At 64.7% G+C, this 15,591-nt stretch carries 13 protein-coding genes; 3 read left to right on the top strand and 10 right to left on the bottom strand.

Features of this window, described 5'->3' with window-relative positions:
- A partial coding sequence (rfbB, locus tag H7U20_RS00860; protein WP_199517721.1) for a dTDP-glucose 4,6-dehydratase occupies positions 1–750 on the bottom strand: 750 nt, incomplete at its 3' end.
- 531 nt (positions 751–1,281) lie between these two features.
- Here rfbB and H7U20_RS00855 point away from each other — a divergent pair.
- Positions 1,282–2,445 (top strand): acyltransferase family protein, encoded by a 1,164-nt coding sequence (locus H7U20_RS00855; RefSeq protein ID WP_199517720.1) that lies wholly within the window; start codon positions 1,282–1,284, stop codon positions 2,443–2,445.
- A gap of 42 nt (positions 2,446–2,487) precedes the next feature.
- On the opposite strand, the gene H7U20_RS30835 is transcribed toward H7U20_RS00855, so the two are convergent.
- From H7U20_RS30835 to H7U20_RS00820, 7 genes are all read right to left on the bottom strand, one after another.
- Complete coding sequence (locus H7U20_RS30835) at positions 2,488–3,717, bottom strand: glycosyltransferase family 4 protein (RefSeq protein ID WP_199517719.1); 1,230 nt, start codon at positions 3,715–3,717, stop codon at positions 2,488–2,490.
- A gap of 43 nt (positions 3,718–3,760) precedes the next feature.
- Entirely contained in the window at positions 3,761–4,834 is a 1,074-nt protein-coding gene (locus H7U20_RS00845; RefSeq protein ID WP_199517718.1) for a glycosyltransferase family 2 protein, read from the bottom strand.
- Positions 4,831–5,412, bottom strand: coding sequence for a D-glycero-alpha-D-manno-heptose-1,7-bisphosphate 7-phosphatase (locus H7U20_RS00840; RefSeq protein WP_233410407.1), 582 nt, complete (start codon positions 5,410–5,412; stop codon positions 4,831–4,833). Before H7U20_RS00840 ends, H7U20_RS00845 begins: the two co-directional genes overlap by 4 nt.
- Positions 5,409–6,104, bottom strand: a complete 696-nt coding sequence (locus H7U20_RS00835; RefSeq protein ID WP_199517717.1) for a nucleotidyltransferase family protein — start codon at positions 6,102–6,104, stop codon at positions 5,409–5,411. Before H7U20_RS00835 ends, H7U20_RS00840 begins: the two co-directional genes overlap by 4 nt.
- Complete coding sequence (locus tag H7U20_RS00830; RefSeq protein WP_199517716.1) at positions 6,101–6,688, bottom strand: D-sedoheptulose 7-phosphate isomerase; 588 nt, start codon at positions 6,686–6,688, stop codon at positions 6,101–6,103. The genes H7U20_RS00835 and H7U20_RS00830 overlap by 4 nt, the downstream gene beginning before the upstream one ends.
- Positions 6,685–7,713 (bottom strand): GHMP family kinase ATP-binding protein, encoded by a 1,029-nt coding sequence (locus H7U20_RS00825; protein ID WP_199517715.1) that lies wholly within the window; start codon positions 7,711–7,713, stop codon positions 6,685–6,687. Before H7U20_RS00825 ends, H7U20_RS00830 begins: the two co-directional genes overlap by 4 nt.
- Positions 7,714–8,019: 306 nt before the next feature.
- Positions 8,020–8,736, bottom strand: a complete 717-nt coding sequence (locus H7U20_RS00820; protein WP_199517714.1) for a hypothetical protein — start codon at positions 8,734–8,736, stop codon at positions 8,020–8,022.
- 379 nt (positions 8,737–9,115) lie between these two features.
- Here H7U20_RS00820 and H7U20_RS00815 point away from each other — a divergent pair, with 379 nt between their 5' ends.
- Both H7U20_RS00815 and H7U20_RS00810 read left to right on the top strand, forming a co-directional pair.
- The gene (locus H7U20_RS00815; protein WP_199517713.1) at positions 9,116–10,354 is read left to right on the top strand and encodes a glycoside hydrolase family 99-like domain-containing protein; all 1,239 of its coding nucleotides are present in this window, start codon (positions 9,116–9,118) and stop codon (positions 10,352–10,354) included.
- A gap of 451 nt (positions 10,355–10,805) precedes the next feature.
- Positions 10,806–12,122, top strand: coding sequence for a glycoside hydrolase family 99-like domain-containing protein (locus H7U20_RS00810; protein WP_199517712.1), 1,317 nt, complete (start codon positions 10,806–10,808; stop codon positions 12,120–12,122).
- A gap of 51 nt (positions 12,123–12,173) precedes the next feature.
- Here the strand turns inward: H7U20_RS00810 and H7U20_RS00805 are convergent, their stop codons facing one another.
- Together H7U20_RS00805 and H7U20_RS00800 are read right to left on the bottom strand one after the other, a co-directional pair.
- The gene (locus tag H7U20_RS00805; RefSeq protein WP_199517711.1) at positions 12,174–14,234 is read right to left on the bottom strand and encodes an acyltransferase family protein; all 2,061 of its coding nucleotides are present in this window, start codon (positions 14,232–14,234) and stop codon (positions 12,174–12,176) included.
- Positions 14,235–14,381: 147 nt separating this feature from the next.
- A complete protein-coding gene (locus H7U20_RS00800; protein WP_199517710.1) occupies positions 14,382–15,530 on the bottom strand; it encodes a DUF1972 domain-containing protein in 1,149 nt (382 codons plus the stop codon).
- Between the last annotated feature and the right edge of the window lie 61 nt (positions 15,531–15,591).

Raw genomic sequence — 15,591 nt, 5'->3', positions numbered from 1 at the left:
GCCCACGTTGTAGGTCTCGCCCAGGCGGCCCGACTCCAGCACCCGGCGGATCGCCGCGCAGTGGTCGCTCACATACAGCCAGTCGCGCACCTGCTGGCCGTCGCCGTAGATCGGCAACGGTTTGCCGGCCTGGGCGTTGGCGATAATCAGCGGAATCAGTTTTTCCGGGAAATGGTAGGGACCGTAGTTGTTCGAACAGTTGGTGGTCACCGTCGGCAAGCCGTAGGTGTGGTGGTAGGAGCGCACCAGATGGTCGGAGGCCGCCTTCGAGGCCGAGTACGGGCTGTTCGGCGCGAACGCGGTGGTCTCGCTGAACGGCGCGTCGTCCGGTCCCAGGGTGCCGTACACCTCGTCGGTGGAGACGTGCAGGAAGCGGAAGGCGCTTTTCTCGGCCTCGGCCAACTCGCCCCAGTAGGCGCGGGTCGCTTCGAGCAGGCTGAAGGTGCCGTTGATGTTGGTGTTGATGAACTCGCCCGGGCCGAGGATCGAACGGTCGACGTGGCTCTCCGCCGCGAAGTGGACGATGGCGCGCGGCCGGTGTTCGCGCAGCAGGGCCAGCACCGTCTCCTGCTCGCAGATGTCGCCGCGCACGAACAGATGGCGGGCATCCTGCTTGAGCGAGGCGAGGTTGTTCAGATTGCCCGCGTAGGTCAATTTATCGAAGTTCAAGACCGGCTCGTCGGACTGGGCCAGCCAGTCGAGCACGAAATTCGAACCGATGAAGCCGGCACCACCTGTAACAAAAATCATCGTGTAAATGTCCTACGGAAAAAGTGAATGAATGGTGAAAATGTGACGCACGGCTGCGGCCAAAGGCCTGCCAGCGCATTGCGAGGAAAAAACAATGATATCACAACAACTATTCCAGCCACAGCGAAACATGAGCAAAAGAACATCAAGGTTAAATTCCCCGCCGCAACAGCCGCGCGCGGAGCCCGTGCCGCGCCGTGCGCCGCGACAGACGCCCTACCGCTGAGCTGATATTTTGGCATACCGGACCCGGTTCGGGGCGTCCGCCACGCCGCTTTGCCTGCCGCCAAGAAAAATTCAACCGCGAAACACAGTATGGCAGAACCGCCGCCGGCCATGCCCGCCGCTCCCGCCCCCACCCGCGCGGCGCGGCCGTGAAAAACAATTGTGATAAAACAAACCAAAGCAAGTTGGACAAGACGAGCAATATCGGTCCTTCAAGTGCGCGAACGAATCGGCGCTCGCCTCAACGCATCCACACCGCCAATTCCCGCCCCACTCCCGCCATCCGGCCCACACAGCAATCAATTTATGACGACATCGACAAACAGCAAACCTTTGCCGCATGCCAGCACCCAGGCAACAGCAGTCCCCCTGCAAAACCAAACCAAAATAGAAGAACTGGAAAGCATACGCGGCATGGCCGCCTTGCTGATCGTTTTCTTCCACTTCCCGAAATGGAATCCATTGTTCGACATTGGCATCATCAATAATGGCTACTTGATGGTCGAATTATTCTTCGTCCTGTCTGGCTACGTCATATTCAGCGCCTACGGAGAAAAACTTTACTCGACCAAAGATTTGCTGAGATTCCAGTTCCTCAGATTCGGCCGCCTGTACTTCGTCCACCTGACGTTCCTGATGATTTTTCTAGCCATAGAAATCAGCAAATACATTGCGTCGACAAAAATGGGCGGGCCGAGCATTCGCACCGTACCGTTCAGCGAAAACAGCCTCACCGCGTTTGTTCAGCAAATTTTTCTTGCGCAAGCGCTTGGACCGACCGGGAACGCGCTGTCCTTCAACGGGCAGGCGTGGTCCATCAGTGTCGAGTTCTACACCTATCTACTGTTCGCGCTGATCATATTTCTTTGCAGAAAAGTGAAATTTCAGGTTTTCAGCGCACTGATCGTCATGTCGCTTTTATTGCTCGCCACAAAATCCACGTATGGTTTCGAAGGCGTGCTTAAATGCTTGGCGGGATTCTTTATCGGCTGCGTCACCGCCCACCTGACCAAGAAATCGACGCTCGCCCTGCCGAGCTATTTTTCGGCCATCATCTTCGCAGCGATCGCGCTTTTCCTGCAATTCAAGCCATTCCAGAAATTTGACATTGCCATTTACTTCCTCACCGCCGCCCTCATCGCCAGCATTGTATTGGCGCCGAAGGGACTCTTGAACACGGTGTTGAAACAGCGGGTACTTGTCTGGCTTGGGGTTATTTCCTATTCGGTCTACATGTCCCATTCATTCGTCTTGTGGGTGACCGCGAATGTGTTCAAACGGGTCTTCAAGCGGCCGGAGGTGCGCGCACTGGACGGCAGTTGGGTTCTCAGCCTGTCGGCGCTGGAAGCCGTCGCGGCGCTCGCGTTCACTTTGGTTTTGGTTCTGGCCATCAGCCAATTGACCTATCGCTTCATCGAGCAACCGACACGCGCGAAATCGCGCCGCTTCGCCTTTGCCAGGTTCAACTAGTTTCATTGGGGCGGGCCGGAGCCGGCCCGCCCCCTAGCGTTCCTAGCGCGCCGCCAGGCGCAGTCTGGCCGCCCGCTTTTGCACCGCGTGGTTCAGCACCCGCTCCATCGAAACCGCCTTGGCCTTCCACGAGAAGCGCTCACCGGCCAGGGCGCGCGCGCCCTGGCCCAGTTGCCGCGCCCGTTGCGGGTCGTCCAGCAGGGCCAGCACCTGGGCGGCGAACAGCTGCGGCGTGTCCGCCACCAGCGCGTGTTCGCCGTCGACCACGCCGGTCTCCTCGACGCCGATGCTGCTCGACACCATCGGACAGGCGCAGGCCATCGCGTGCAAGGTCTTGATCTTGACCCCGCCGCCACTCAGCAGCGGCACCACGACGACGGCGTTGGCGCGCATGAACTCGTTCGAGTCCGGCACGAAGCCGAGGAACTCGACGTGCGCGCCGGCCAGCGCCAGCAGATGCGCCGGCGCGTTGCCGCCGGCGACCAGAAAACGCGCCGTCGGACGCCGCGCCACGATCGTCGGCAGGATCTGCTCGATGAAATAGCGCACCCCCTCGACGTTCGGGTAGTGCGAGAACGAGCCGATGAAGCCTATCGTGTCGGCCAGCGGGGTGACCGGCGCCAGTTCGGCGTCGACCGCGATGGCCGCCTTGATCACGTCCGCCCCCAGGCCCGGCGAAAATATCTCCAGACCGACGCGGTCCTGGTCGGTGACGGCGGCGACGGCGTCGAAGGCCTTGTAATGGCGCATCTCGTACAGCAACCAGGAAATCCAGTTAAAGAACAGGCCGATTTTCTTCAGCGGCGCCGTTTGCGAGCGGAACTTGCGGAAGCCGGAAATCGAGAAGGCGTCCTGCACGTCGATGACGCTGGCGGCCGCGCCGCAGAAGTCGACATACTGCGCCATCTGCGGAAACTGGGCGAACACCACGTCCGGCCGCAGGCTGGCCAACTGCGCCTGCAACTGCCGCTGCATCGCCGCCGAGACAAACAACTCGGCGTCGACCGGGGTCAGGCGCAGCAGGAACTTCAGCTTGGCGCGCAGCACCGCCATCTTGCTGATGTCCAGCTTGACGGTGTTGATCGATTGGCACAGCGTGCCGAGCTCGGCGCGCGCCAGGCGCAACTCCTCCTCGCTCTCGCGCGTGACAAAGGCCAGAAAATGGATCTCGTGGTGCTGCGCCAGCATCTGCAGTTGTTCGATGCAGGCGACGCCGCCGCCGTGCCCCACTTTGGAGTGGTACAGGAAGGGGGAAAGGACAAGTAATTTCACGTGGTTTTCTTCATGGGGAACGGGGGAACGAAAAAAGGCCGGACTAGCCCGGCTCGCGCGGCCCGCGCAGCAACTCGCCGAGCACGGCGCGGCTGGCCACGTAGGCGGCGCGGAACTGGCGCCGCTTGCTCAGCACCAGCATCTCCCAGGCGATCTGGCGCAGGCCGGAGGCCAGCCGCGGCCGGTAGAAGCGGCGGATGAAACGCAGGCGGTTGCGGTACAGGTAATGGATCGCCAGCATCGACTGCGCGCCGGTGCTGCTCGAACCGATCGAGCCGCCCTCCTTGTGGTAGACCACGCTGGCGTCGGCGTAGGCCAGCGTATAGCGGCCCTTGGCGCGGCAGGCCCAATCGATCTCCTCGGAGTAGAGGAAGTAGTCCTCGGCCATCAGGCCGACGTCGCGCAGCAGGGCCGCCGACACCAGCATCGAGGCGCCCACCGCGTAGGCCATCTGGCCCTCGACGGCGGCGACGTCGCAGGCCGCCTCGACCGGCTGGAACATGCCCAGCGGCGTGACGTAGCCGCGCACCTCGTCATAGGAGGCGCCACCCCAGGCCTGCACCGTGCCGGGGCGGTGGTAGAACACCAGTTTCGAGCCGCAGATGCCGGCGCCGGGGCGCCGCGCCATGTGCAGCACCATCTGCGCTAGGGAGTCGGACGGCACCACCGTGTCGTTGTTCAACAGCCAGGCGTAGCCGTGGTCGGCGCGCGCCTGGGCGTAGCGCAGGCCGACGTTGTTGCCGCCGGCGAAACCGAGGTTGCCGCCGGTGCGGATCAGCACCAACGGCGCCTGCTCGTCTTGCCGCCCGCCGGCCTCGGCCTCGGCGCGGTCGTACTCGACCCAGGCCAGCGGCTTGGCCAGCGGCCGCTCGGCGCCGGCCAAGGTGACGCGGCAGGCCGGCGCGGCCAGCCGGCCCTCGGCCCAGGCCTTGATCTGGCCGAGCGAGTCGTCGCGCGAGTCGTTGTCGCAGACGATCACGCGGAAGGCCGGGTAGTCGAGCCGGAACACGCTCTCCAGGCACTCGATGGTGTCCTTCCAGCCGTTCCAGTTCAATAGGACGATATACACCAGCGGCGCGTCGGTGCGCGCCGCCTGGCTCACTGCGGCAGAATTCATGCGTCTTCCGTCAAGGCAAGCAGGATGGCCTGAACCTCGGCCATGCTGTCGGTAAAGTGGCTGCGCGCGGCCAGCTCGGCGTGCGCGAAGTTGGCGATCGGATTGCGGAACGAGATCAGGCAGGGCACGCCGGCGGCGGCGCCGGCCAGCAGGTCGCTCTCCTTGTCGCCCACCATCAGCGAGCGGCTCAGGTCGATGTTCAACTCGGCCGCCGCGCGCAACAACATGCCCGGCCCCGGCTTGCGCTCGGCCGACTCGCGCCGGTAGGCGCCCAGCCCGTGCTGCGGGTGGTCGGGGCAGAAATAGACGCCGTCGAGGGCCGCGTCGTGGCGGCGGAACTCCCCGCACATCCACTCGGTCAGGGCGTGGAAGTCGGCCTCGGTGTAATAACCTCGGCCGATGCCGGCCTGGTTGGTCACCACCGCGATCAGGAAGCCCTGCGCGCGCGCGGCGCGGCACAGTTCGAAGACGCCGTCGATGAACTCGAAGCGCTCGCGCTGGTGCACATAGGCGTGGTCGACGTTGATGACGCCGTCGCGGTCGAGGAACAGGGCACGGCGCGGCGCGGCGCCGCTCAAGCGCACACCCCGGCCAGCTCGGTCTGCGCCCGCGCGTAATCCTCGGGGATGCCGATGTCGATGAAATGGCCCTCGCTGACGAACACCGAGACGTCGCGCGCGCCGACCGCCTGCGCCAGGAACGCCGTCTCGAAGGAGAAGGCCTGGCCGAGCGGGAAGGCGTCGAGGATGTCGCGCGGCAGCACATAGCAGCCGGCGTTGATCAGGCCGGGGCCGGCCTCGCCCTTTTCGGCGAAGCGGCGCACCCGCCCCTCGCTGACGTGCAGCCGGCCGTAGCGCGCCGTGTCGTCGACGGCGCGGGCGACGATGATCGGCTCGTGCCGCTCGTCCCACAAGGCCAGCAACTGCGCCGCCTCAAGGTCGAGATAGGTGTCGCCGTTCAGCACGCAGACCTGCTCGCCGTGGCAGTGCGCCAGCGCGGCGCGGATCGCCCCGCCGGTGCCCAGCGGCGTGTCCTCGACGGTGTAGACCAGCTCCATGCCGGCGTACTCGGCGCCGAAGTGGGCGACCACCGTCTCGGCCATGAAGCCGAGCGACAGCACGACCCGCCGGAAACCCTTGCGGGCCAGGCTGGTCAGCAGGATCTCCAGGAACGGCCGGCCGGCCACCGGCGCCATCGGCTTGGGCAGGTCGGCGACGACGGCGCGCAGGCGGGTGCCGAAGCCGCCGGCCAGGACGATCGCCTCCATCATGCGGCGGGCGGGGTGAAGATGGTGCTTTCGACCAGGCCGCAAAGGATGTGGCCGAGCACCAGATGGCCTTCCTGGATCTTCGGCGTCTGGCTCGACGGCACCGCCAGCAGGTGGTCGCACAGCTCGCCCATCGGGCCGCCACGGTTGCCGGTGAAGCCGATGCACACCATGCCGCGCGCGCGCGCCTCGGCGAAGGCCTTGAGGATGTTGGGCGACTTGCCCGAGGTCGAGTAACCGATGAAGACGTCGCCCTTGTTGCCGTGCGCCTGCACCTGGCGGGCGAACAACTGCTCGTAGCCGTAGTCGTTGCCGATCGCCGTCAGGATCGAGGTGTCGGTGGTCAGCGCGATGGCCGACAGGCCGGGCCGGTCGAAGTTGAAGCGGCTGACGAACTCGCCGGCGATGTGCTGGGCGTCGGCGGCGCTGCCGCCGTTGCCGGCCAACAGGACGCGGCCACCGCCACGGATGCAGTCGATGCAGGCCTGCGAGGCCGCCGCGACGGCGGCCAGCAGGACCTCGTCCTGCTGCATGGCCCGCATGACGCGTTCGGCTTCGGCGATTTGTTCGAGTATGCTATTTTTCATGAGATTTTCCAGGCTTGGCAGCCGTGATGGGTGAAGTGACAATTGCTGACCACGCCGTCGCTCTTGGCCAGGACGTTGACCACGCTGATGTGTTTTTCCGGCGGGACGAAGAACATCATGAAGCCGCCGCCGCCGGCGCCGGAGACCTTGCCGGCCAGCGCGCCGGCCGCGATGGCCGAGTTGTAGACCGCTTCGATGTGCGGGTTGGAGACCGACTTGGCCGAGCGCTTCTTGCTCTCCCAGCCCAGCCGCATGGAGTCGACCAGGCCGCCGAAGTCGCCCTTCAACAGGCACTCCTTCATGGTCAGCGCCTCCTGCTTGAGGCCGTGCATGGCCTCGACCGCGCCGCTGTCGCCGCTGCTCATGTTGCGGCTCTGGTCGGCGATGATGGTGGCCGACTCGCGCGACACGCCGGTGTAGAACAGCACCAGCGAAGCCTCGAGCTCGCAGGCGATCCAGTTCTTGATGCGCAGCGGATTGATCAGCACGCGCTCCTGGGCCGAGAACTCCATGAAGTTGAAGCCGCCGAAAGTGGCCGAGTACTGATCCTGGCGGCCGCCCTGCAGGCCGCAGTCGATGCGCTCGACGTCGAAGGCCAGGCGGGCGATGCCGTACTCGTCGAGCGGCAGGTTGAGCAGCTCGGTGTAGGCCTTGATCATCACCACCACCAGCGCCGACGAGGAGCCCAGGCCGGAGCCGGCCGGCGCGTCGCAGAAGGTGGTCAGTTCGATCGCCAGCGGCTGGCCGTGGTTGTAGCGGCTGACGATCATGTTGTAGACCGCCTTGTGCAGGTTGAGCTTGCCGTCGAGCTCGAAGCGCTCGGCCAGCGGCAGCACCTGTTCGACCTGCAGGTCGGCGGCGATGAAGCGCACCGCCGGCTCGGCCAGCGGTTTGATGACCGCATACGAATAGCGGTCGATGGTGACGTTCAAGACGTAGCCGCCGAACATGTCGCAATACGGCGAGACGTCGGTGCCACCGCCTGCCAAGCCCAGCCGCAGCGGCGCGCGTGCGCGAATAATCATCGAAATTCCTTATCTGGTCTACTCGCGGGGGGCCGCCCGGCGGCGCCCCGCGCGCCCGCCGCCCGGCGCCGGGGGCGCCGCGCGGGGGCGGAAAAAACTGGGGAGGAAGACACCCAGACTATGGCTAAGCCGTTGAATCGAAACAAATTCCCCAAGGCGCTAGCATGCCGGAAGGCTTGCCGCAGCATAGCAAAAAAATGAATTTAAGGCAAGTTTTCAGGGCGCAGAAATACACCGCCGCGACCGTTTGCTGCACTGCACAGTTTCTCACAAATCGGAACAATTCTCAATTCCGCGCCAATCGAATCAGGGTACCGCGTTGATCCGGTTTATCAGCGTCAACAAGGGCACGGTGCTCAGCAAATCGTCGAACTCGCCGCCGGCGTCGGCCGCCGCGGCGCTGGCCGGGCGGCGGATGAAAGCGTGGCCCGTCTCGGCGTTGCGGCGCTCGTCGAGGTTGGTCGCCGAGCCGTCCAGCTGGGCCACGCCCTGCTCGCTGACGCCGAAGCCCTCCTTGCCGGTGGACAGCACCACGGCCGGCAGGCATTGCGCCGAACGCTGGCACAGCGGAAAGCCGGCGACGTAGACCAGCTCGCCGTCGCGCCGGCTTTGCAAGGTCTTGCTGGCGACGGCGGTGGTGAAGTCGATCGGCGCGCTGGTGAAGGCCGGCGCCGCGCTGTAGCGCAGCAGGTGGCCCCAGCCGTCGGCGCGCTCCACCCCCAGGCTGACCCAGGGCAGGAAACCGGTGCAACTCTGCTCGCTGGTGCAGGGCAGGCCGCTCTCGCGGCCGTCGCTGGCCGACACCGCCGGCCGCGGCAGGCGGCCGTGCAGGATGGCGAAGCCGATCAGCGCGTCCTGCGCCTGGCCCAGCGCGGCCAGCGTGCGGCGCTCGTGGCCGGCCCGCAGATTCCAGCGGCTGACGGCGCTGATCAACAGCGCCGCCGCGCCCAGCCCCAGCACCGCCACCAGCAACAACAGGGCGGCGCCGCGCTGGCGCCGGACGGCACGGCGCGGCGCCCTCACGGCGCCGCCCCGACTGTCGCGGCGGCGCCACGATCGGCTTCGATCTGGCGCAAAACTTCTTTTGATTTCATTGTTTTTTTAATCATTTTGCAACATAAGTTTCATATCGCCAAGCCCCGCAGGCGCCCGCCGCGGCCCCCGGCGGTGTCGCGCCAGCAGCGTATTCGCAATGGCTGGCAGCCGATCGGCACGCTAAAATCCACTGGCGCCGGCTGCCTCTTGGGTGCATACTTTCTTAGTAGGAAAATTAACGATTGAGCGCGCAGCTTCGTCAACCATGTCCAAACCGATGCGTAGGAGAGCAATTATGGCACTAATGAAAAGAAGGCAGCTACTAACCGGGGTCGGCGGGCTGCTATTGGGTAGCGCCCTGCCAACCGTGGTACGGGCCCAAACCACCTCGCGCACCCTGGTCGCCGCCTATTTCGGCGGCTGGCGCGTGCCGATGGACCTGTCGCAGCAAGGCGTGCACGGCGACAATCCCTGGGGCCTCTATCCGACCGCCAAACTGCCCTATGTGAATCACAAGATGCTGAACTACCCGGAGCGTTTTCCGCTGATCGGGCCGGCGCCGGTCGGCTACGACGACGCCCAGCAGTGGGTGATCGACTCGGAGATCCAGACCGCCAGCTCCTACGGCATCGACGTGTTCGCCATGAACTGGTACCGCGACGAGTTCCTCAACCAGGCGATCATCAACTTCAAGGCCTCGCCGAAGAAGAACCTGATGAAGTTCTTCCTGCAGTGGTCCAACAACGCCAACTCCACCAACACCTCGCCGCCGGCCGACTCGCGCGAATATTTCTTCGAGGGCATGCGCCGCGCCGCCGCCCACATGACCGACTCGGCCTACTGGAAACAGGGCGGCCGGCCGGTGTTCTCCATCTACGACACCACCCAGATCGACCGCATCATCCTGACCACCATGGGCCGCCTGCCCACCGCCACCTTCTCCAGCATCAACGAGGCGACGCTGGCCCACGAGGCCTTCCTGCAGGACTGCCACAACATCGTGCGCAACGTGCTGGCGGGCGATCCGACCGGCGGCATCACCGGCAAGCTGAACGCCGCAGTCGTGCGCAACGGCACGGTCACGCCGACCCGCGTCAACACCCTGGGCATTTCCGGCAACTTCGTCCAGTCGATGTACCTGATGATCGGCACCGCCGACATCGGCGCCTGGGGCCGCTGTGCCACCGTGCAGGGCATGTATGTCTATTCGATCCGCACCGGCACCTTCGGCGGCGCCAAGCGCCTGACCCACTCGTATGGGGAAATGATGACGGCGGTCCAGCAAAATTACGACCTGGTGCTGCCGGCGATGAAAACCTACGCGGTGGGCAAGGCATGGTGGCCAACCTTGATGGCCGGCTTCGACATGCGTCCCTGGGGCGGCACGGCCGCCGACCCGCTGCACGACAACAGCCTGCCGACCCAGGCCGAGTTCGACGCCCATTGCGCGCAGGTGCGCGCGACGGTCGACAAGTATCCCACCGTCACCGGCGGGGTGGTGTTCATCTACGCCTGGAACGAGCTGGGCGAAGGCGGCTGGATCACCCCCACGCCGAGCATCGGCACGACGCGGCTGGAGTCGCTGCGCAACCGCCTCAAACTATAGTCCGCCGCTGGCGGGCGCCGCGCCGCGCCAAAGCGGGGTAGCATGACGCCATGGCGGGAAATATTTCAATATGACCAAGACAAAGGGCCCCGCCGGACAAACCGGCGGGGCCCTTTGTTAATTGTCAAAAATATCATCTAACATTTCCCACGGCAATATCGCCGCCACTGCGGAAACTTCCTTGCCGGTCGCGCAATATTGCGCGCGTTTTTGCTCTTATTTACGACTTCCGGCCAAAAAAAGACCCTTGTGGCGACAACTCTTATTGTACGGAACTTGTTACCTGCAATAAAATATAGTATCACCAGTTCAAGCATCAAGCGCATCGCCCGCTCCCCCCCCAAGAATCACACGGTGTGCGCCGTTTTCCGGCGCATACTTTCCGGTACACCGACGAACTGTCGCGCCTTCGACATTGTTTTGGCGCCTCAATCTTTACAATGGAGAAATCATGGTACAAGTTAAAAGAAGGCAGCTACTCACCGGCGCCGGCGGCATGTTGCTCGGTTCCGCCCTCCCCGCCATTGGCCAAACCAGCGCCGCCCTGCCCGTCAAGCGCACCATCGTGGCGGCCTACTTCGGCGGCTGGCGCGTGCCGATGGACAAGTCCCAGCAAGGCGTCCACGGCGACAACCCCTGGGGCAACTACCCGACGGCGAAATTGCCCGGCGTGAAGCACAAGATGCAGAACTTCCCCGAGCGCTTCCCCTTGATCGGCCCGGCGCCGACCGGCTACGACGAATCCCAGCAGTGGGTGCTCGACGCCGAGATCAAGACCGCCAGCACCTACGGCATCGACGTCTTCTCGATGAACTGGTACCGCGACGAGTTCCTCAATCATCCGGTGGAAAACTTCAAGACCTCGCCCAACAAGGGCTTGATGAAGTTCTTCCTGCAATGGTCGAACCCGGCCAATTTCAGCACCTCGCCACCGCGCGACACCCGCGAATACTTCTTCGAGGGGATACGCCGCGCCGCCGTGCATATGAAGGACTCGGCCTATTGGAAGCAGGACGGCAAGCCGGTCTTCTCGATCTTCGATGTCACCCAAATCGACAACATCATCAAGGCCTGCCTCGGCCGCCCGCTCGCCACGCCGTTCAAGAATCCGCTCGAGGCGACCCTGGTGCACGACGCCTTCTTGCAGGATTGCCACAACATCGTCACCAACGTGCTGGCGGGCGACCTGACCGGCGGCATCTCCGGCAAGCTCAACACGACTGTCGTGCGCAATGGCAACGTGGTGCCGACCCGCGTCAACACCATGGGCATCGCCGGCAACTTCAAGCAATCGATGTATCTGCTGGTGTGCGGCGCCGACGTCGGCTCGTGGGCCAAATGCGCGACCGTGCAGGGCATGTACGCCTACAACATCCGCCAGGGCACCTTCAACGGCGTCAAGCGGCTGACCCACTCCTTCGCCGAAATGATGACCGCTTGCCAGCAGAACTACGATCTGGTCCTGCCCGCCATGCAAAGCTACGGCGTCGGCAAAGTGTGGTGGCCGACCGTGATGACCGGCTTCGACCAGCGCCCTTGGGGCGGCACCACGGCCGACCCGCTGCATGACAACAGCGTGCCGACGCAGGAACAGTTCGACGCCCACTGCAAGCAGGTGCGCGCCGCCCTCGACAAGTATCCGACCACCACCAACGGCGTGGTGTTCGTGTATGCCTGGAACGAGCTGGGCGAAGGCGGCTGGCTCACCCCGACCAAGAGCATCGGCTACACCCGCCTGGTGTCGCTGCGCGACCGCATCAAGAAGTAAGCAGCCGCCGTCGGACGGGGCGCGGGCCGCAGGCCGGCGCCCCGCTCCCCCTCAATTTCCGGCGAACACCCGGCGGAACATCGGCACCAGCTGCTTGTTGCCATACTCGCTGAGATGGTCGTCATCATAGTAGAGCGCCTGCCCGTCCTTGATGCCGTGGCAACGGCCGTCCCGGCACAAATAAGGCAAGGGGTCGAGGATGCGCACCGCGCAGCGCGCCTGGGCGGCATCCTGCGCCGCCCAAACAAAGTCATGCCGCCGGTGGTAATCGGCGAGTGAAATGGACACCCCGCCCGCCGACTTATCCCACAACATCCTTCTCGACTGCTTCGGCACGTTCACGCCCATCTCGGGTATCGGCCGGACCAGGTAGACGGTGTGCTCCTTGGCCAGGCTGCACGCGCTATCGATCAGATGCCGCGCGAATTCGGCGCGGTAGGCCTCCGTCGCCTGCGGGTACACGGTGGAGAAATACACCCGTGGCACGTTCGAGTTGGCGTCCTTTTCCCACGGCTCGTTGTAGCCGATCGCATAGTGCGTCGTGCGGTTGACGATGACCAGCGGCACATCCTTGGGCACGGCGGCGACCCGCAACGCGACCCAGTCGAGGAAATTGCCGCAACGCCGGCTGGCGCCGGCGGCGCCGACAAACTGAACGCCGAACAAAGTGGGACAGCCGCTGTAGGTCCACTCCATCACCCCGCCCTGCTTGGGATCGGCGATCGCCGCCGCCAGGCCGCTGACGGTCGCGCTGCCATGGCTGTCGCCGATCAGCACGGCGTCGATCCGCTTGCCGCCCCAGATACACGAGGGCGACGAGGCGCCACTGGCCGAGCCACACTCCTCCAACCGGGGATTCTTGTTCAAGGTGCCGACGCTGAGCAATTCGCTGGCCGGCGAGAAGCGCCCCGCCATGCCGCCCTGCATGCGGATGGCGCTGCCGAACGCGGCGACGGCGGCGACGCCGGCCAGGATCGCCAGCGTCGCGCCCAGCTTCGAGCGGGCCACCAGCCAGCGCTGCGACGGCCGCTCGATCCAGCGATAGGAGGCCTCGCCCAACAGCAGCGTCAGCGCCAACCCCAGGACGATCGCCGGCATCTGCCGCTGGCGGTCGAGGAACACCAGCGCCACCACAATCGGCCAATGCCACAGGTACAGCGAATACGAGCGCGTGCCAAACCACTGCACCAGACCGCCGCCGGTCCAAGGCGACGACGGCCGCGCCGCCGCCACCACCACCATCGTCCCCAACACCGGGATCAGCGCCAGCGAGCCGGGCCAACTGCTGGCGGCATCCAGCCACACCACCGCGCCGAGGATCGCCGCCAGTCCGAGCGACTCCAACACCGTCCGCTGGCGCGCGCTCAGCGTGAATCGCCCCTGCGCCAGATAGACCATGCCGCCGGCCAACATTTCCCAGGCACGGCTGGGCAGCAGGTAGAAGGCGGTGCTCGGCCGGTCGGCCGTCAGCGCCACCGACAGGCCCAGCGAGGCCAGCAGCAGGCATGCCAGCGTCAGCGCGACCGCCCCCCTGCCGCGGTTCAACCGCCACACCGCCATGACAATCAGGGGCAGTATCAGGTAGAACTGCCATTCGACCGACAAGGACCAGGTGTGCAACAACCATTTTTCGTGCGACTCGGCGTCGAAATAACCGGCATCCTGCCAAAATTTCATATTCGACAGGAAGGACAGGCTGTACACGGCACTGGCGCCCAGTGTCTTGTAGTCCACTGGCAATAGAAACAGCCATCCAAGCGACAGCAGAACGGCGCACAGGACAAGCAGCGGCGGCACGATGCGGCGCGCCCGCGCCAGGTAGAACGAGAGCAGGGAGAAGGCGGCAGGCTCGGCGCCGCCGACGATGATGCCCGTCATGAGGAACCCGGAGATGACGAAGAAGATATCGACACCGACAAAGCCGCCGGAAAAACCGCCGACATGGAAATGGTAGAGGATTACCGCCAGCACCGCCCAAGCGCGCAAGCCGTTGATATCGGTGCGAAACGCCGGCGCTGGCCGGCTCTGCGGCAGTGCCGTGTTCGGCGCTGCGGCGGGCGACGAGGCGCCCCTGGCCGCCGACGAGGGCGCCAATCTACTTTCTTTGCTCATAATGGAATGTCTTGGAGGGGTATTGAGAATTCGTCAGGATCGCCATTATAGCGAATTGTTTAATTTACCAAACTTTTCCTGGGAACATACCGCCAAACCAACAAGCGGTCCGGCGCCAGCGGGCGTGGCGCCGGACCATGGCGACGCTCAGCGGCCGCCGGCCAGAGCGCTGGCCGAATGCGGCAACAGCAACTGCTCGTACTGGCGCAGGATCTGCTCCCAGGTGAAGGCTTCGCGATGCCGCGCCAGACTGGCCGCGCGCATGCGGCCGAGCAGCGCCTGGTCGGCCAGCAGGCTGTCGAGCACCTCGGCGCAGCCCGCCTCGCCGTCGAAGAAGCGCGCCTCCTCGCCGACCACCCAACGGTTGAACTGATTGTCGTGCGCCAGCACCGGATTGCCGGCGCCCAGCGCCTCGACCAGCGAGGGGTTGGTGCCGCCCACCTGGTGGCCGTGCACATACAGGCGCGAATAGAAACGCAGCGCCGCCACGTTCTCGGCCTCGTAGATCGCGCCGAGGAACACCACCTCGGCCGAGGCGGCCTCCTTGACGGCGCGCTGGTAGGCGTGGCCGGCGTCGTACTTGCCCAGCACCACCAGCTTGACGCCGCGCGGCCGGCGCGACCAGGCCTTCACCACTTCAAGGATCGAATTCTCCGGCTCGGCGCGGGCGATCAGGATGGCGTATTCGTTCGCCGCCAAGCCGTATTGTTGCAGCCGGCCCTCGTCGGCCTGCGTCACCTCGGCGGCGCCGTAGGCGATGGTGGTGATCTTGTTGCTGTTCACCCGCGTCGACAGATGGGTCTTGATGGCCGGATGGTCGGCCACCAAATGGTTGCCCAGCCAGGCGCCGGCCCATTCGTTCAGGTAGAACCAGGTCTTGGCGATGGTGCCCCATTTCTGCCGGCGCCATTCGATGCCGTCCATGTTGATGATGTTGTTGATCCCCTTCAAACGGAACCACAGCGAGAACACGGCGGTGTTGTAGCCCAGCGTCAGGATCAGGCCGGAGCTCTTGCCGGCGTGCAGGTTCGACTTCCAGTCGAACAGGATGGTGCCCAGCGCGCCCTGCTGGCTCACCGGAATGTGCACCCGGCGCACGCCCTGCCAGTCGTCCTCGTAGACCTGCTCGCCGCTGTCCTCCTGGCAATAGACGATCACTTCCCAGCCCTGCTTGACCAGGTACAGCGCCAGGTGTTCGGCGAAGGTTTCAAAGCCGCCGTGGTTGGCCGGCACCCCGCGAATGCCCAGGATGCGGATTTTTTTCAGCTGTTTGCTATCGGATATGGAGTTCGACATTGTGCGGTTTCTATTCAATCATGTGACGGCGACGCGCGCCGCGGCGGCGTCGGGAGGGGCG

It is taken from the genome of Rugamonas violacea (assembly GCF_016461825.1).
In the GTDB taxonomy this organism is placed as follows: domain Bacteria; phylum Pseudomonadota; class Gammaproteobacteria; order Burkholderiales; family Burkholderiaceae_D; genus Rugamonas.
The sequence above is the reverse complement of the archived record's forward strand: the minus strand, read 5'-3'. Positions and strand labels throughout refer to the sequence as shown.